This window comes from Vibrio sp. Isolate30 (assembly GCF_022397975.1).
GTDB lineage: Bacteria > Pseudomonadota > Gammaproteobacteria > Enterobacterales > Vibrionaceae > Vibrio > Vibrio fortis.
Genome location: NZ_JAKEUS010000003.1, coordinates 348193 through 364583 on the forward strand (window position 1 = coordinate 348193; position 16391 = coordinate 364583).

15 protein-coding genes are annotated in these 16391 nt (G+C 46.7%); 2 read left to right on the plus strand and 13 right to left on the minus strand.

The genetic code is table 11. From position 1 onward, the window contains the following. Window positions 1-95: 95 nt before the first annotated feature. A complete protein-coding gene (rlmD, locus tag L1D60_RS11775; protein ID WP_239841238.1) occupies window positions 96-1421 on the minus strand; it encodes a 23S rRNA (uracil(1939)-C(5))-methyltransferase RlmD in 1326 nt (441 codons plus the stop codon). Window positions 1422-1586: 165 nt separating this feature from the next. Between rlmD and barA the strand changes: the two genes are divergently transcribed. Next, window positions 1587-4400 carry a two-component sensor histidine kinase BarA gene (barA, locus tag L1D60_RS11780; protein ID WP_239841239.1) on the plus strand — a complete coding sequence of 938 codons (2814 nt, stop codon included), beginning with the start codon at window positions 1587-1589 and terminating at the stop codon, window positions 4398-4400. A gap of 96 nt (window positions 4401-4496) precedes the next feature. Here the strand turns inward: barA and acpS are convergent, their stop codons facing one another. The 11 genes from acpS to rpoE form a co-directional block, all read right to left on the minus strand. Continuing rightward, on the minus strand, window positions 4497-4877 hold the full coding sequence (gene acpS, locus L1D60_RS11785) for a holo-ACP synthase (RefSeq protein ID WP_032549800.1): 381 nt from the start codon (window positions 4875-4877) through the stop codon (window positions 4497-4499). Window positions 4878-4905: 28 nt separating this feature from the next. After that, window positions 4906-5643 carry a pyridoxine 5'-phosphate synthase gene (gene pdxJ, locus L1D60_RS11790; RefSeq protein WP_239841240.1) on the minus strand — a complete coding sequence of 246 codons (738 nt, stop codon included), beginning with the start codon at window positions 5641-5643 and terminating at the stop codon, window positions 4906-4908. Further along, window positions 5640-6371, minus strand: coding sequence for a DNA repair protein RecO (recO, locus tag L1D60_RS11795; RefSeq protein ID WP_032549802.1), 732 nt, complete (start codon window positions 6369-6371; stop codon window positions 5640-5642). The genes pdxJ and recO overlap by 4 nt, the downstream gene beginning before the upstream one ends. An 87-nt stretch (window positions 6372-6458) precedes the next feature. Further along, on the minus strand, window positions 6459-7430 hold the full coding sequence (gene era / locus L1D60_RS11800) for a GTPase Era (RefSeq protein ID WP_239841241.1): 972 nt from the start codon (window positions 7428-7430) through the stop codon (window positions 6459-6461). Continuing rightward, on the minus strand, window positions 7423-8100 hold the full coding sequence (rnc, locus tag L1D60_RS11805) for a ribonuclease III (protein ID WP_032549805.1): 678 nt from the start codon (window positions 8098-8100) through the stop codon (window positions 7423-7425). Before rnc ends, era begins: the two co-directional genes overlap by 8 nt. A 26-nt stretch (window positions 8101-8126) precedes the next feature. Next, window positions 8127-9023: a signal peptidase I gene (gene lepB / locus L1D60_RS11810; RefSeq protein ID WP_239841242.1), complete on the minus strand. Its 897-nt coding sequence runs from the start codon at window positions 9021-9023 to the stop codon at window positions 8127-8129. Window positions 9024-9120: 97 nt separating this feature from the next. Beyond that, window positions 9121-10914: a translation elongation factor 4 gene (gene lepA / locus L1D60_RS11815; protein ID WP_239841243.1), complete on the minus strand. Its 1794-nt coding sequence runs from the start codon at window positions 10912-10914 to the stop codon at window positions 9121-9123. A 134-nt stretch (window positions 10915-11048) separates the two neighbouring features. Then, window positions 11049-11519, minus strand: a complete 471-nt coding sequence (locus tag L1D60_RS11820) for a SoxR reducing system RseC family protein (RefSeq protein ID WP_239841244.1) — start codon at window positions 11517-11519, stop codon at window positions 11049-11051. Continuing rightward, complete coding sequence (gene rseB, locus L1D60_RS11825) at window positions 11516-12481, minus strand: sigma-E factor regulatory protein RseB (RefSeq protein ID WP_239841245.1); 966 nt, start codon at window positions 12479-12481, stop codon at window positions 11516-11518. Before rseB ends, L1D60_RS11820 begins: the two co-directional genes overlap by 4 nt. Continuing rightward, window positions 12478-13119 carry an RseA family anti-sigma factor gene (locus tag L1D60_RS11830; protein WP_239841246.1) on the minus strand — a complete coding sequence of 214 codons (642 nt, stop codon included), beginning with the start codon at window positions 13117-13119 and terminating at the stop codon, window positions 12478-12480. The genes rseB and L1D60_RS11830 overlap by 4 nt, the downstream gene beginning before the upstream one ends. 26 nt (window positions 13120-13145) lie before the next feature. Continuing rightward, entirely contained in the window at window positions 13146-13724 is a 579-nt protein-coding gene (rpoE, locus tag L1D60_RS11835) for an RNA polymerase sigma factor RpoE (protein ID WP_032549813.1), read from the minus strand. Between the two features lie 389 nt (window positions 13725-14113). Between rpoE and nadB the strand changes: the two genes are divergently transcribed. Further along, complete coding sequence (gene nadB, locus L1D60_RS11840; RefSeq protein WP_239841247.1) at window positions 14114-15724, plus strand: L-aspartate oxidase; 1611 nt, start codon at window positions 14114-14116, stop codon at window positions 15722-15724. A 404-nt stretch (window positions 15725-16128) separates the two neighbouring features. Here the strand turns inward: nadB and L1D60_RS11845 are convergent, their stop codons facing one another. Beyond that, window positions 16129-16389 (minus strand): succinate dehydrogenase assembly factor 2, encoded by a 261-nt coding sequence (locus L1D60_RS11845; protein ID WP_032549815.1) that lies wholly within the window; start codon window positions 16387-16389, stop codon window positions 16129-16131. Window positions 16390-16391: the final 2 nt, after the last annotated feature.

Genomic DNA, 16391 nt, shown 5'->3' on the forward strand with positions numbered 1-16391 from the left:
TTATTATGTTTTATACCCAACTCAGTATGACTAACCGCGTCCAAGTTAGTTCGACTCATACTGGTAATAAGACGTTTCTTATACGCCTTTTCGTTTTATGAATTCTCTTTGACAAATAGTGCCATAGATTCCAAATGACTGGTATGCGGAAACATGTCTAACATACCCATTTTGACCATTTGATAACCTTGATTTTGCAAGCTTGCCGTGTCTCTAGCTAGAGTAGCAGGATTACATGAAACATAAACCACGCTCTTAGCCCCTAGCGCTGAAATTTGGTCGACGATCCCACTTGCTCCGGCACGTGCTGGATCAAGCAACACCTTATCGAATTTCTCTTTCGCCCACGGCTGAGAAGAGAGCTCTTCCTCTAGGTTCGCTTGGTAAAAAGTCGCGTTGCCAAGCTGATTGATTTCGGCATTACTCGTTGCTTGTTTTACCATTTCATCGACACCTTCGACACCAACCACCAGCGCCGATTGTTTTGCGATAGGCAAACTGAAGTTACCTAAGCCACAAAATAGATCGAGAACACGCTCATCAGCTTGTGGATTCAACCATTCAATCGCTTGTGCCACCATCTTCTGATTCACTTGTTGATTCACTTGAATAAAGTGATTCGGCTCAAACGGCAGCGTAACGCCTGTTTCACTGTATGTCGGCGCCTCACCCACTAAACGAATCAGCTGATCCGTTTCTGGCATTGAATACAAGATTGCACCCTGCTCTGTCGCTAAATCGATAAGCGCTTGCTGGTCTTTGTCCGCTAGCGGTTTAAGATGACGCAGCACAATCACAGGGCCTTTGTCAGACAGAACCAACTCTACGTGACCTAGGTTCATCGGCTGGCTAAAGGTATCAAGTAGCGCTTTCAGTTTTGGTAGTAGTGCATTCAAGCTTGGCTCTAGTACCGCACAGTCCGTCACGTTCTCGATGTGTTTGCTCTGTTTTTTACGAAAGCCAAACTGCAGCTGTTGATTCTTTCTATCCATAAACAGGCTGACGCGCGCACGACGACGATACCCCACCTGCGGGCCAGTAATTGGCTCAGCTATTTCGGTGGTTGGCGTTTGGTACTGATTCATCAAGTGGCTAAGCGATTGTCCCTTATGCTCCACTTGCGATGCGTAATCCATATGTTGTAAATGACAACCGCCACACTGATTAAAGTGCTTACAGAAAGGCTTCAGTCGCTGTTCACTTGGCTTTAAGAGTTTGATCAGTTTCGCACGAGCAAACTTACTTTTGCTTTCCGTTAGTTGAATCACGACTTGCTCGCCTGGCAGCGCGCCATCAATAAACACAGGTTTGTTTTTCTGATATGCGATACCTGCGCCATTGTGATCCATTCGTTCAACCAAAACCGATTGATGCTTGGTCTCGAATTGAGTTTTCTTTTTTGGTTGAAAAAAACGTGCCATTGCTTGTGCCTAAACTATCTTTTAATCATTTATTTGTATCCAGGACTCACTATTATGCCTTGGAATCATTGTCGAACGTGGCGGCTTTGATTAAGCTTACCGTTCACTTAGCCACCATTGTGTGCGTTATTTTCCCATATCCAGACCTCGATGTAATTAAAGAACATGACCAGATATGGCTTGAGAGCCCGTGTAATTACCCTAACTCTAGCTCCGACCCTGATTATAGGGTTGTTATTGAGTGCATTCTTCTCATTTAACCGCTATCAAGACCTCGAAGGACAAGTTGTCAACACAGGTACCAGCATTATAGAACCTCTTGCGATTGCAAGTGAGTCTGGCATGCAATTAGAGAGTCGAGAGTCGGTTCGTCAGTTAATCAGTTACGCCCACCGCAAGAACTCGAAATTGGTGCGCAGTATCGCGGTGTTCGATGAGCGTCATGAGCTGTTTGTAACCTCAAACTTCCACCCTGACTTTGAAAGTCTGACTTATCCAAAAGATAAACCTATCCCGCATCTTAGTTCGTCGAAGTTACTCGATAATACGCTGATTTTAAGAACTCCTATTATTGCCGAAGGTCAGTTCATGAACTCTGCTAACGGGCAATCTCAAGCGAATCAGGCTGTCGGTTACATCGCTATCGAGCTAGACCTTTCTTCACTGCGTTTACAGCAGTACCAAGAGATCTTCTCAGCATTCCTGGTGCTTATTTTAGGTCTTGGTTTATCGGGGGTGTTTGCGTTCCGTCTCATGCACGACGTCACCCAGCCGATCACACACATGAAGAATATGGTTGACCGAATTCGTCGTGGTCACCTAGATGTACGTATCGAAGGTAAAATGCACGGTGAGTTAGACTCACTAAAGAACGGTATCAACGCGATGGCGGTGTCACTGTCGGAGTACCACGTTGAGATGCAGCACAGCATTGACCAAGCGACATCCGATTTACGTGAAACTCTCGAGCAGTTAGAGATTCAGAACGTTGAATTAGATATCGCGAAGAAGCGTGCACAAGAAGCGGCTCGCGTGAAATCAGAGTTCTTAGCCAACATGTCACACGAGCTAAGAACACCACTGAATGGAGTGATTGGCTTTACTCGTCAGATGCTAAAAACACACTTGTCTACCAGTCAGACCGATTACCTACAAACCATTGAGCGCTCAGCCAATAACCTATTGAGCATCATTAACGATATCCTTGATTTCTCGAAACTCGAAGCAGGTAAACTGGCACTAGAGAACATCCCGTTCGAGTTCCAATCTAGCCTTGAAGAAGTAGTGAACCTGCAAGCCACTAATGCTCATGAGAAAGGCCTTGAGCTCACTCTGAAAGTCGACCCGAAAGTACCTGCAGGTCTTGTTGGTGACCCGCTACGTATCCAACAAATTCTGACTAACCTAGTAGGTAACTCTATCAAGTTTACCGAGCGCGGTAACATCGATATCAGCGTTGAACTACGCTCTCAATCAGAAGATAACATCGAGCTACAGTTCATGGTGCGCGATACGGGTATCGGTATCTCTGAGCGTCAGCAAGCACAACTGTTCCAAGCCTTCAGCCAAGCAGATGCGAGTATCTCACGTCGCTATGGCGGTACTGGCTTAGGTCTAGTTATCACCCAAAAGCTGGTGAGCCAGATGGGCGGCGAGATCAGTCTAACCAGTCGCCTGCACCAAGGTTCAACATTCTGGTTCACGCTAAGGCTATCAACAACTGATATGCCGATGACGGAACTGATCGAGACGCAGTGTCTGCAAGAGAAGCAGCTGCTATTGATCGAACCAAACATGCAAGCGGCATCAATCACTCAGCAAGTCCTAACTCAAGAAGGGTTGGTGGTGACCTACCGTTCGGTGATGCCAGAGGAATCAACCAGCTACGATTACGTTCTCCTAAACCTTGCAGCGAACCAAGACTATGAATTAGAAGTGGTTCAGCAATGGGCAAACCGCGCTAGGGAGATCTCGCAAAACGTTATCATTGGCACCCCAAGTACAGAATTGGCATTGGGTGAGCAGCTGATGAAAAATGTCGATGTACAGTGCATTACCAAACCGTTGTCTCGTAAGAAGCTGCTGCAAACTCTGGTTTCTAACCAAGCACCACTGCTCAACGCGCCAGTCATTGAGACGCACAGTGACGAGAAGTTGCCACTGACGGTCATGGCAGTCGATGACAACCCAGCAAACTTAAAACTGATTACCGCACTACTGCAGGAACGTGTGGAGACGGTCGTCAGCTGTACTAATGGCCAACAAGCGATTGACCGAGCGACAGAGCAGACATTCGATATCATCTTCATGGATATCCAAATGCCACAAATGGATGGTGTGACCGCGTGTAAGCACATTAAAGAGCTAGAAAACAACGCCAATACACCTGTGATTGCCGTAACAGCCCACGCCATGAGTGGCGAGCGCGATCGCTTACTTGCTGCAGGTATGGATGATTACCTGACCAAACCGATTGAAGAACATGTATTGCAACAAGTTCTGATCCACTGGAGCCCAGAGTCCGAAGTGGAGAATGTGGAAAAGATCGACCCTGAGCACCCTGCCGTTGGCGTAGAGGTTGAGAGCCACGCTATCGAAAGTGAAAGTAGCCAACACAAAAACATCATCATTGATTGGCAAGCCGCACTTAAACAGGCAGCGAATAAAGAAGACCTTGCACGCGACATGCTGCAGATGTTGGTTGACTTTATCCCAGAAGTATATGACGCAGCAGAGAAAGCCATTGAAGAGCCTGATTACCCAGTCGATGAGCTGATACACATCATTCACAAGATGCACGGTAGCAGCTCATACAGCGGCGTACCAAGACTCAAAGCAGTGTGTGCCACCATAGAGAAGGAGCTGCGCTCGGGCACTCAAATAGAAGATATCGAACCAGAGCTGTTCGAACTTCAGGATGAGCTAGATAAGGTGCAGGCCACGGCTATTCACTACCTAACACCAATTCAGCCGAGTTAGCACTCGACTCTCACAAAATATTAAGTAGCTAAAACCAAAAAAGCAGAGCCAGTGGCTCTGCTTTTTATTATGTAATTTTCAAGGCTTAGCGCGATCTTAAGACTCGAACAACACCGTTGCTACCGCGTAGTGGCGCTCATCTGAAATGGTGATGTGGATAGAGTTAACACCAATACTTGCGGCTAACTCTTTCGCTTTATTGTGCAAGGTAAGAACTGGCTTACCATGCTCATCGTTCGCGACCTGAAAATCATGAAAGGTCACACCCATTGCGATACCCGTACCTAATGCCTTTGAAGCGGCCTCTTTGGCGGCAAAGCGCTTAGCTAAAAAGCGCCCTTTCTGCTTCAAAGAGTGAAACTGTTCAAGCTCCACCTCACTTAAGATACGCTCCGCAAAGGCTGCGCCACTGCGTGCTAATGCCTTTTCAACTCGCTCAATCTCTGCGATGTCTGTACCAAGGCCAACCACTGCCATGACTCTTTAACCTTTCAATTATTATCAATTAAGCGTTGTTACGCGCGTTTTCCATTACCGCTTTCATATCTGATACCGCTTTCGCTAGACCATCAAATACGGCACGACCAATCACTGAGTGACCAATGTTCAACTCGTAGATCTCAGGCAGAGCAGCGATTGGCGCTACGTTGTGGTAAGTCAGACCATGACCTGCATTCACAGTGATGCCTAGGTCGTCTGCGTAGCTTGCGCCCGCTGCGATTTTCTTCAACTCATCTTGTTGATCTTCTTCAGTCTTCGCTTCTGCGTAGTGACCTGTGTGCAGCTCGATGAATGGCGCACCACATGCTTTCGCAGCATCAATTTGCTCGCGGTCTGCATCAATGAATAACGACACTTTAATGCCCGCTTCAGTTAACTTTTGCGTCGCTGCTTTTACTTTCTCAAGTTGACCAACGACATCCAAACCACCTTCAGTTGTTAGCTCTTCACGCTTTTCAGGAACAAGGCAAACAAACTCAGGCTTAGTATCTAGTGCAATCTGAACCATCTCATCAGTGACGGCCATTTCTAGGTTCATGCGCGTCTGAATAGTTTCAGCCAGAATACGAACATCACGGTCAAGGATATGACGACGGTCTTCACGTAGGTGAATAGTAATACCGTCTGCACCTGCACGCTCAGCAATCTCTGCAGCATGAACTGGATCTGGGTATTGAGTGCCACGCGCATTACGTAGGGTTGCAACGTGGTCGATATTAATGCCTAAAAGGATTGAGCTCATTTTCCAATACTCCGTGCTCTAGAGAGACCTATTTGTGGCATAAACAGCTCTCTACTTTTTAATGGTTTGCCGCCAAGATACGGCTTTAAGGCTATGCGTGTAAAGCGTTTTGCCGCTTTTAACTGCTCTTTCGTTATAAATCTACGTTCACTGATCGCTATCAGTTCATCGCCCATGAAGGTCAGGTTGTCACGACGCACCGAGGCGATAAACCCCTTCTGCTCGCGATAGCGATAAGTCATTGTCGGATCAATAGGTTCTCCGGTACCGGCACAGTGTAGAAAATCAACGCCGTAGCCCATTGCCGATAATAGAGCGAGTTCAAAGCGTCGCAATGCAGGCTCTGGGTTCTCATTATGCGCCAGTTCTGTTAAAGCATTAAGATAATCATGAAAAAGTGCGGGCATCGGCACTTCTGCCATTAAAACTCGCCCGATTAATTCATTCACATACATAGCGGAATAGAGGTTAATCCCAGTTAATGGCAAGCCAAGGCTGATCGGTTCCGCTTGGCGCAGTGTTTTCATTGAGCCATTGCCAGACCATTTCAGCAGCAGCGGGGTAAACGGCTGCAGCGCTCCCTTGAGGTTGGAACGCTTACTGCGTGCCCCTTTAGACATCAGTGTCATTCGTCCGAACTCTTCACTGAACACATCTAAGATCAGGCTAGATTCACTGTATGGTCTGCGATGTAGTACAAAGCAGCGCTGTAACCCTTCTGAAGACATATCACCTTCTAAATAGAAAAAAGGAGCCTAGTTGGCTCCTTTTATAATGGTTTTGACCCGGAGCGAAGCGCTTGCGCCTCTTGCGGGTTATAAGTCGTCGATGTAGCCCAATGAACGCAGTGCACGCTCATCGTCAGCCCAACCAGACTTCACTTTAACCCAAGTTTCTAGGAATACTTTACGACCGAATAGCTCTTCCATATCCAGACGAGCTTCACGACCAATTGTCTTGATCTTCTCGCCGCCTTTACCAATGACCATCTTCTTCTGGCCACTGCGCTCAACTAAGATAAGTGCATTGATGTGGAAGCCATCGTTATCTGGATTGTAGTCAAAGCGCTCGATCTCAACCGTTACTGAGTAAGGCAGTTCATCGCCCGTAAAACGCATTAGCTTTTCACGAATGATCTCTGACGCCATGAAGCGTTGAGAACGGTCTGTCACGTACTCTTCAGGGAAGTGGTGTGTCGCTTTCGGTAGGTGCTCACGAACATGCTTGCGCAGCACATCTGTGTTCTTACCGTGTTTTGCCGAAATTGGCACAACATCGATGAAGTCCATCTTCTTAGACACTTCCATCATATGCAGCATCACGTCGTTACGATCTTGAACGTTATCGACTTTGTTCACACACAACACAACAGGGAAGTTCGCTTTCTTCAGCTTGGTTAGTACCATCTCATCGTCGTCAGTCCAGTGCGTACCGTCAACGAGGAAAAGTACCAAGTTAACATCGCTCAACGAGCTGTTTGCTGCACGGTTCATCAGACGGTTGATAGCACGCTTCTCTTCGATGTGAAGTCCTGGAGTATCAACGTAAATCGCTTGGTAATCCCCTTCCGTCTCTACCCCCATAATACGGTGACGAGTCGTTTGAGGTTTACGCGATGTGATCGAAATCTTTTGACCCAGAATATGGTTCAGAAGAGTTGACTTACCTACGTTCGGACGACCGACGATAGCGATGAAACCACAGTGCTGGTTTTCCGGTAGGCTAGGTTCTTTGTTATCAGACGCAAAGAATGCATCGATATCGAATTCTTGGTTGTTATCAGACATTGCTTAGTTGCTCTAATGCTGTTTCAGCAGCCGCTTGTTCTGCCTTGCGGCGGCTAGTGCCTTTACCGATAACAGGTTTATCCACACCTGCCACTTTACACTCAACCGTAAACTCTTGGTTGTGTGCTTCACCTTTAATATTAGTCACTGTGTAGACAGGTAGCGGATTTCTTCGACCTTGCAGGAACTCTTGCAGACGCGTTTTCGGGTCTTTTTGAGAAACACCAGGCTGAATCGCTTCTAGGCGAGTTTTGTACCAGCTTAAGATAATGCCGCGAATCGTTTCAGTATCGCTATCTAGGTAGATAGCACCGATGATCGCTTCGACAGCATCAGCCAGAATAGAGTCACGACGGAATCCGCCACTCTTTAACTCACCTGGACCTAATTTTAAGTAATCTCCTAGGGCGAATTCACGACCTAGTTCAGCCAATGTATGTCCACGTACCAAAGTAGCACGCATACGGCTCATATCACCCTCGTTTACTTTCGGGAAACGGTGGTAGAGATCATCAGCGATGACAAAACTTAAAATTGAATCGCCCAGAAACTCAAGACGTTCGTTGTGCTTACCTGCAGCGCTGCGGTGAGTCAGCGCCAGGTGAATGAGATCGGTATCTTTGAATTGATAGCCGATCTTTCTCTCTAGTTTATCAATTGGAGAATTCATGCTCTCTCGATGTATTTAGTGATCGATTAATTAATGCCACCGATGCGGTTGAAACGCACACCAGTTGGGATCCAAGAAGGTAAAACACTGTCTGAGCCGCGCTCGAATTCAAAACTGATCCAAATCGCAACCGCTTTACCTACTAGGTTTTCTTCAGGGACAAAGCCCCAGTAACGGCTGTCTGCACTGTTGTCACGGTTATCACCCATTACAAAGTACTGCCCTTCTGGAACGACCCATTCGTTAACACCCGGACGAGGTTGGTACGATTGCACACGGTCACGACGCAGTGGGTTAACTAAAACTTGGTGCTCGACTTCACCTAACTTCTCATTAAGCTGGATCAGAGGCACACCATCTTGAATAAATTGGCTCTCTTCAACGTTACTCAGCTTCACAGGTTTACAGCCTTGTGTGCCTTTGGTTTGAATACACAGCTCTTTGTTACTGTTGTAACGAATCATATCCCCCGGTAGGCCAACTACACGTTTAATGTAGTCAATGTTTGGCTGTGGCGGGTATTTGAATACGATTGAATCACCACGCTCTGGTTTACCAGTCTCTACCAGTTGAGTGCGCCATACTGGATCTTTCAGACCGTAAGCGTATTTCTCAACTAGGATAAAGTCACCTACAAGTAGGGTTGGCATCATTGAGCCTGATGGGATTTGGAACGGTTCATAGATAAATGAACGCAGCACCAGAACAAATGCAATTACTGGGAAAATGGATACGCTATTTTCAACCCACCAAGGCTGAGCCGTCACTTTTGCACTGGTTTCAGCATCTAAACCGTTAGTTTGAGCTGCAACGCTAGCCAGTTTCAGTTGGCGCGTCTTAGCCCAAACAAACTTTTCTAACGCCCATACAACACCAGTCACTAAGGTGACGATCACTAAAATAAGCGAAAATGTATTAGCCATTTATATCCCTTAAATTTCATTTCTTTAAAAATAACGAAAGTGAAAGAATAGCGAGCTACCCTTTCACTTTCAATTATTCGTTTAACGCTGGATAAGCTTAGTCTTTGCCAACGTGAAGAATTGCTAAGAACGCTTCTTGAGGCAGTTCTACATTACCGATCTGCTTCATACGTTTCTTACCTTCTTTCTGTTTCTTCAGAAGCTTCTTCTTACGACTCACGTCACCACCGTAACATTTCGCGATAACGTTCTTACGTAGTTGCTTAACCGTAGAACGAGCGATGATGTGGTTACCGATAGCCGCTTGAATTGCGATATCAAACATCTGACGAGGGATGAACTCTTTCATCTTCTCTACTAGCTGACGACCACGAGTCTGAGACTGGTCTTTGTGCGTGATCATTGCTAGTGCATCAACAGTATCGCCGTTTAGAAGAACGTCTACACGAACCATGCTAGATGCTTCAAAGCGTTGGAAGTTGTAATCCAGTGACGCGTAGCCACGAGATGTTGATTTCAGACGGTCGAAGAAATCCAGTACCACTTCAGCCATTGGGATGTCATAAACAACCGCTACTTGGTTACCGTGATAAATCATATCAACCTGAACACCACGTTTCTCAACACACAGGGTGATTACGTTACCTAGGTAGTCAGCTGGAACTAGGATATTACAACGAGCAATCGGCTCACGAATCTCATCGATATCGTTGATAGCAGGAAGCTTCGCTGGGCTATCTACGTAAAGTAGCGTGCCGTCTGTTTTCTCAACTTCGTAAACTACCGTTGGCGCAGTTGTGATCAGATCTAGATCGTATTCACGCTCTAGACGCTCTTGGATGATCTCCATGTGCAGCATACCAAGGAAGCCACAACGGAAACCGAAACCTAGAGCTGCAGAGTTCTCTGGCTCGTAGAATAGTGACGCATCGTTCAGGCTTAGTTTGCCTAGTGCATCACGGAAGTTTTCATAGTCATCAGACGATACTGGGAACAGACCTGCGTATACCTGTGGTTTTACTTTCTTAAAGCCCGGTAGCGCTTTTTCACAGCCGTTTTTAGCCAGTGTTAGCGTATCACCTACTGGTGCACCAAGGATGTCTTTAATACCACAAACAACCCAGCCTACTTCGCCAGTTTGCAGAACTTCAGTATCCACCTGTTTCGGTGTGAAGATACCTAGACGGTCTACACCCCAAACTTGGCCAGTGCTCATTACTTTGATCTTGTCGTTCTTTCTCAGAGAACCGTTCTTGATACGCACTAGCGACACAACGCCAAGGTAGTTATCGAACCAAGAGTCAATGATAAGCGCTTGCAGCGGCGCGTCAGGATCGCCCTCTGGAGCAGGAATTGCTGAAACAATGTTTTCTAGTACATCGTCAACACCGATACCTGTTTTCGCAGAACAGCGAGTCGCTTCCATCGCGTCGATACCAACGATCTCTTCGATCTCTTCAGATACGCGCTCTGGATCTGCAGCTGGTAGGTCAATCTTGTTTAGGATTGGCACAACTTCCAGATCCATTTCGATCGCTGTGTAACAGTTTGCTAGTGTCTGAGCTTCTACACCCTGACCCGCATCGACAACCAGTAGCGCACCTTCACAAGCCGCTAGAGAACGTGATACTTCGTAGGCGAAGTCAACGTGTCCTGGAGTATCGATGAAGTTTAATTGATAAGTTTCACCATCTTTAGCAGTGTAGTTAAGAGTCACACTTTGAGATTTGATAGTGATGCCACGTTCACGCTCCAGATCCATCGAATCAAGGACTTGCGCAGCCATTTCACGATCGCTTAATCCTCCACAAACTTGGATTAGACGGTCAGATAGGGTCGACTTACCATGGTCGATGTGGGCGATAATCGAAAAGTTACGAATGTGCTTCATAATTTGGTGTGACAAACTCTTTAAATTAGGACGGTAAGAAAGCCGCGCATCGACCGCATTTCATAGGCTGCGGTGGCGGCATTTCAATCAAGTTGGCAGATTCTACCCAATTTAACCGCAATACGCATCATAAATTAGACAAGCGGCTCACCAAGGATTCGAATCAACACGACTTGTTGCTTCGATTTATCTTCCATTGGTTTGGCCAAACGTTTCGCAAGGGCAATACCACCAGCTGTAAATATAGCAGCAGACAGAATAACTGCGCCCTCTCCTACTCCAAGTAAAGGCACTAAGAGTAGCTGACCAAAGGCGGCACCTAACATCATCATAAACAGCGGAACTAGGTAAACCAAAGCGGCAGACTGCAGCAAGCTCCTTTCAGGAAAGCCTATTTCGACGATTTGTCCGGCTTTCACAAGGTTCTTAGTCGTGAGTTGCCAGAAAAGGGACTTGTTGCCAACGGCCTTGGTCACAATACCTGTACCGCAACTCTTTTGAGAAGAACAGCTGCTGCAACTGGTCTGTTGCTCGCAGCTTAATTGAACGTGATAGTGAGCGCCTTGTTTCTCAACGGCGCTCACTGTAGCCAACGCGGTCATCATTGGCTTGAACCTTGGTTTGTAGCAAACTGCACCGATTGTGCGATACGTTGAGCAGTTGCTGGCGGAATATCACCGACGACAGAGATCTCATTGTCACCGCTCACAAGGCTATGCAAGGTGCGGCGACCTTGACGCACAAGTTGCCCTTTTAGCGAGTGTTCATCTTTGTCTGCGATATAAACCGAGAAGCTAAATAGCCCATCGCTGAACATTTGGCTTTCAACCATCTTATTGGTCGTTGCCATCGGGTAGCGGTTTAGCTCTTTCGCTTCAAAGCCGTCTGGAATCCAAGAAACGCGCCAATCGCTTTCTCCAACCACACCATCAGGCAGTGAGAGAACTTTTGGTAACTGAGCATTGTTCAGCCCAGCCATCGCTTCTGCAATCTTGTCATTGACCACGTAAGAAATCGTTCGGTATTGCTCAAGAATTTCACCATCACGGTCAAGCAAGTCTGCTCGTAGCGGAAGGTTGGTATTCTCATCGACCCACAACACGTAGGAGTATCGCAGACCGTCTTTTGGCACTACACGCAATACTTGCGTCGTGGTACCAGCTTCACGCGCACGCCCTACCTTCACGAAGTCGTAATACTCGTTTAGGATATCAATGTCGTTGTTCAACATCGGAATGACAGGCGCCACCATGTTGCCAGACTCAATCGTAAAGGGTTCAGTACCCGGTTCGATGTAGCTCACTTCATTGCCGCGTCGAATAACTTCACGTACAGGGCCACTTAAATAGACAAGGTGAGCGAGTTGTTGCTCATCACTGACAGCATGACGATACAAGAGCGGTTCAATACTGCTCTTTTTGATCAATATGTAGGAAAGTTCGTAATTTAAATGCTGACTGGCCTCGTTCATTTGATGCAATAAGGCCTTTGCAGACGGTTCTTCTGCAAAGGCGCTTGGAGAGATCAAGCTGAACAGTGTCAGTGCACTGACCAGGAATTTCTTCATTCAATATCCGATTCTAGACGCGACTCACTATCCGTTGACGCATCGTTGTTTAATCTCAATTGTAACTCGTAGTCTTGCAACATAGCATGTACGCGTTTGCGCTGCTCTTGCAAATTAGCGTCTGTTGCAGGCTTCTCAACAGATTCACGAGTAAAGCTTACAGGTTCCACAGAACCGGCAAACGGGATCGTTTGTAGTACAGGCAGTTGTTCTGCTTCAGGTGCGGCTGGATCGCTACCACCATACTGTTGAACACCCAAAATAACCGCCAACGATACACAAGCCGCCACTGCGACTTGACCAAACTGCTGCAGCCAAGCTGGCATTTGGCGTTTGGCTTGTTGAGGTTTAGGTTGTTCTTCTTGCACTTCTGGAGCAACAGTTTGTGACTGCTCTGGGCGCAGTGAATGTACATTGTCGAGTTTGTTGTGTGCAGGCTCGTTCTCAAGCGCCGCAGCGACACTGTCCGCAATGTTCCACTCTAGCGTTTCTGGCGCATCGCCTCGCATAACGTCACCGATTAAATGGTAACTCTGCCAGGTATCCTTGCTTTCTTGATCGGACTCCAACTCTGCAATCAGAGCTTTATCGATCGTTTCACCATCCATGAGTGCCGAAAGCTTTTCTTTATCAGCCATTATTTTCACCATAATTATTACAAGTTTTAGCGCTGTAAAAGAGGTTTAATCTTCTTTTCCACCGCTTCACGAGCACGGAAAATACGCGAACGTACGGTTCCTACGGGGCAATCCATTACTTCTGCAATCTCTTCGTAACTCAAACCTTCAAGTTCACGTAAGGTCATGGCAGTTTTCAAGTCTTCCGGTAGCGCTTCAATCGCACCGAAAACCACTTCTTTCAATTCTTTCGACAGCGTTAAGTTCTCAGGGTTCGAAATTTCTTTCAATGCGCTGCCAGTTTCAAAATATTCTGCATCATCTGCATCTACATCGGTTGCAGGAGGCCTACGGCTCTGTGCAACTATGTGATTTTTTGCTGTGTTCACGGCAATTCGGTACAACCATGTGTAGAAGGCACTCTCGCCTCTAAAGTTTGGTATCGCGCGGTAAGCCTTTATAAATGCTTCCTGTGCCACATCAGCCACATCACCGGAATTATTCACGTAGCGAGAGATAAGATTGCAAACTTTGTTTTGATACTTAACCACTAACAGATTAAATGCTTGCTTATCTCCACTCTGAACTCGCTCAATCAACACTTGATCGGTTAGCTGCTCGTTCATTCGAGCGGGTACTCCTATTGTTATCACCCTTACCTTCTCAGATATGGGTACTAATTATGCGAAATGTAGTATTGACACCACTGTCTACATGAGCACTATTGTGACTAGGTCAAATAAGGAAAGTTCCAACTTTCTTAAAATTATTTGCCATTATTGTTTCACAATGTGATGTAATAAAAATAGCTACCCCTATCAATTTGGGGAAACTTAAGCAAAAGCAATGGTATTGAGCAATTAAATATTTCTAGATAGCTGTCTATATCTTGATTCTGCATTGTCTTTAAGGACTCATTGAGACTGAGTATAACAGTCGTTAAAGCCCTCCTGAAACAAGACAAAGTCAATTTAGAGTGGACAACTCGACTATAGCCCGGGATTTAAAAAGTTTTATGAACGCAAACCGTGAACATCAGTGTGATGTATTAGTGGTGGGGAGTGGTGCTGCTGGCTTGTCATTAGCCTTACGCGTCGCTGAACATGCAAAAGTCATCGTATTAAGCAAAGGACCACGTAGCGAAGGATCGACGTACTACGCACAAGGTGGTATCGCGGCCGTATTTGACGAATCGGACAGCATTGAATCGCACGTTGAAGATACGCAGATTGCTGGCGCTGGGTTATGTGAAGAAGACACCGTTCAATTCATTGCTGAGAACGCTAAAGAGTGTGTGCAGTGGCTAATCGATGGCGGAGTGCCTTTCGATAAAGATGAAAACAGCACCGAAGGCCAGCCTAAATACCACCTGACTCGTGAAGGCGGCCACAGTCACCGACGTATCCTACATGCAGCAGATGCAACCGGTATGGCAATGCAGACCTCACTGCAGGACAACGTTAACAACCACCCAAACATCGAGATTTTCGAGCGTCATAATGCCCTCGACTTGATCACCGAAGACAAAATCGGTGGCTCAAAGGATAAAGTTATCGGTGCTTATATTTGGAACCGTAACCAAGAGCAAGTAGAAACCGTTCGTGCGAAATTCGTCGTACTTGCTACTGGTGGTGCATCGAAAGTTTACCAGTACACCTCCAATCCAGATGTCTCTTCTGGTGATGGTATTGCGATCGCTTGGCGTGCAGGTTGTCGTGTTGCGAACCTTGAGTTCAACCAATTCCACCCAACTTGCCTATTCCACCCAGAAGCTCGTAACTTCTTGTTAACTGAAGCACTTCGTGGTGAAGGTGCGTATCTGCGCCGCCCTGACGGCACCCGCTTTATGAAAGACTTCGACGAGCGTGGTGAGTTGGCTCCTCGTGACGTAGTGGCTCGCGCGATCGACTTTGAGATGAAGCGTCTTGGTGCCGACTGCATGTACGTGGATATCAGCCATAAGCCAGAAGAGTTTATTACCGCGCATTTCCCAATGATTCATACACGCTTGATGGATTTGGGTATCGACATGACTAAAGAACCAATCCCAATTGTTCCTGCTGCGCACTACACTTGTGGCGGCGTAATGGTCAATAAAGATGGTCAGACTGATCTGCAAAACCTCTACGCGATTGGCGAAGTGAGCTACACAGGTCTTCACGGTGCAAACCGCATGGCGTCGAACTCATTGCTAGAGTGTGTGGTTTATGCTTGGTCCGCAGCGAAACACATCGTCGAGAACATCGAACAGTCTCAGCTGTGTGCGGCGCTACCAGCATGGGATGAAAGCCAAGTAACCAACAGTGATGAAGAAGTTATTATCCAGCACAACTGGCATGAGCTGCGCCTCTTCATGTGGGATTACATGGGCATCGTTCGTACTGATAAGCGTCTTGAGCGTGCTATGCGTCGTATTCAGATGCTGCAACAGGAAACTCATGAGTACTACAGCCACTTCAAGGTATCAAACAACCTACTTGAGCTGCGTAACCTTCTACAAGTCGCAGAGCTAATGGTGCGTTGTGCGATGCAACGTAAAGAGAGTCGCGGCTTGCACTATACGCTCGATTACCCAGAGCTTGCTGAAGATAGCGGTCCGACGATTCTGACGCCGAACAAAGACTAAGGCGCAAAAACATAACGACTTAAAGGGAGCATGGTGCTCCCTTTTTGTTTTTGAGCCACACAAGTAAATAACGATAATCCGCTTCTCGGCAACTGTCGCGCCATACGATCACAGGCTCACCTTCACTGAACTTCAACATCACAAAGAGAGGGCGAAAAATAGTATCGCTCGATTGAAGAACGCGTATCTCTCCATTGACCACTATTTCTTGATTAGCTCTCAGCTCTAAAGCTCCCACAGCGATTGGCCAACCAACTTGATTATCACGTATCAGAAAATAGAGAAGCACCAAGATATACAGAGTGGCGACAAGAGGGATATTTGACGTGATGACAGAAAACAAAAGGCACCACAGAGTGGCGCCTTTTGCGAATAATGCGTTATACGAAGGGCTAAGGTTGAGCTTAACGAACCTTGCTGAGGTTGTGTGCAACAATTTTGTCGACCATTGATGCGTGACCTAGGTTTTCACTACGACCGTGCCCCATCACCCATGTAAACAGATCGGGATCATCACACTCTAGTAGCGACACAAAATCACGTTGCTCCTGCTCTTGCAATGAATCAAAACATTCCTCAAAAAAGGGCATGATGACTACATCAAGCTCTAACATACCGCGACGGCAGCCCCATTTAATTCGTGCTTTCTGCTCTGCAGTGTACATTG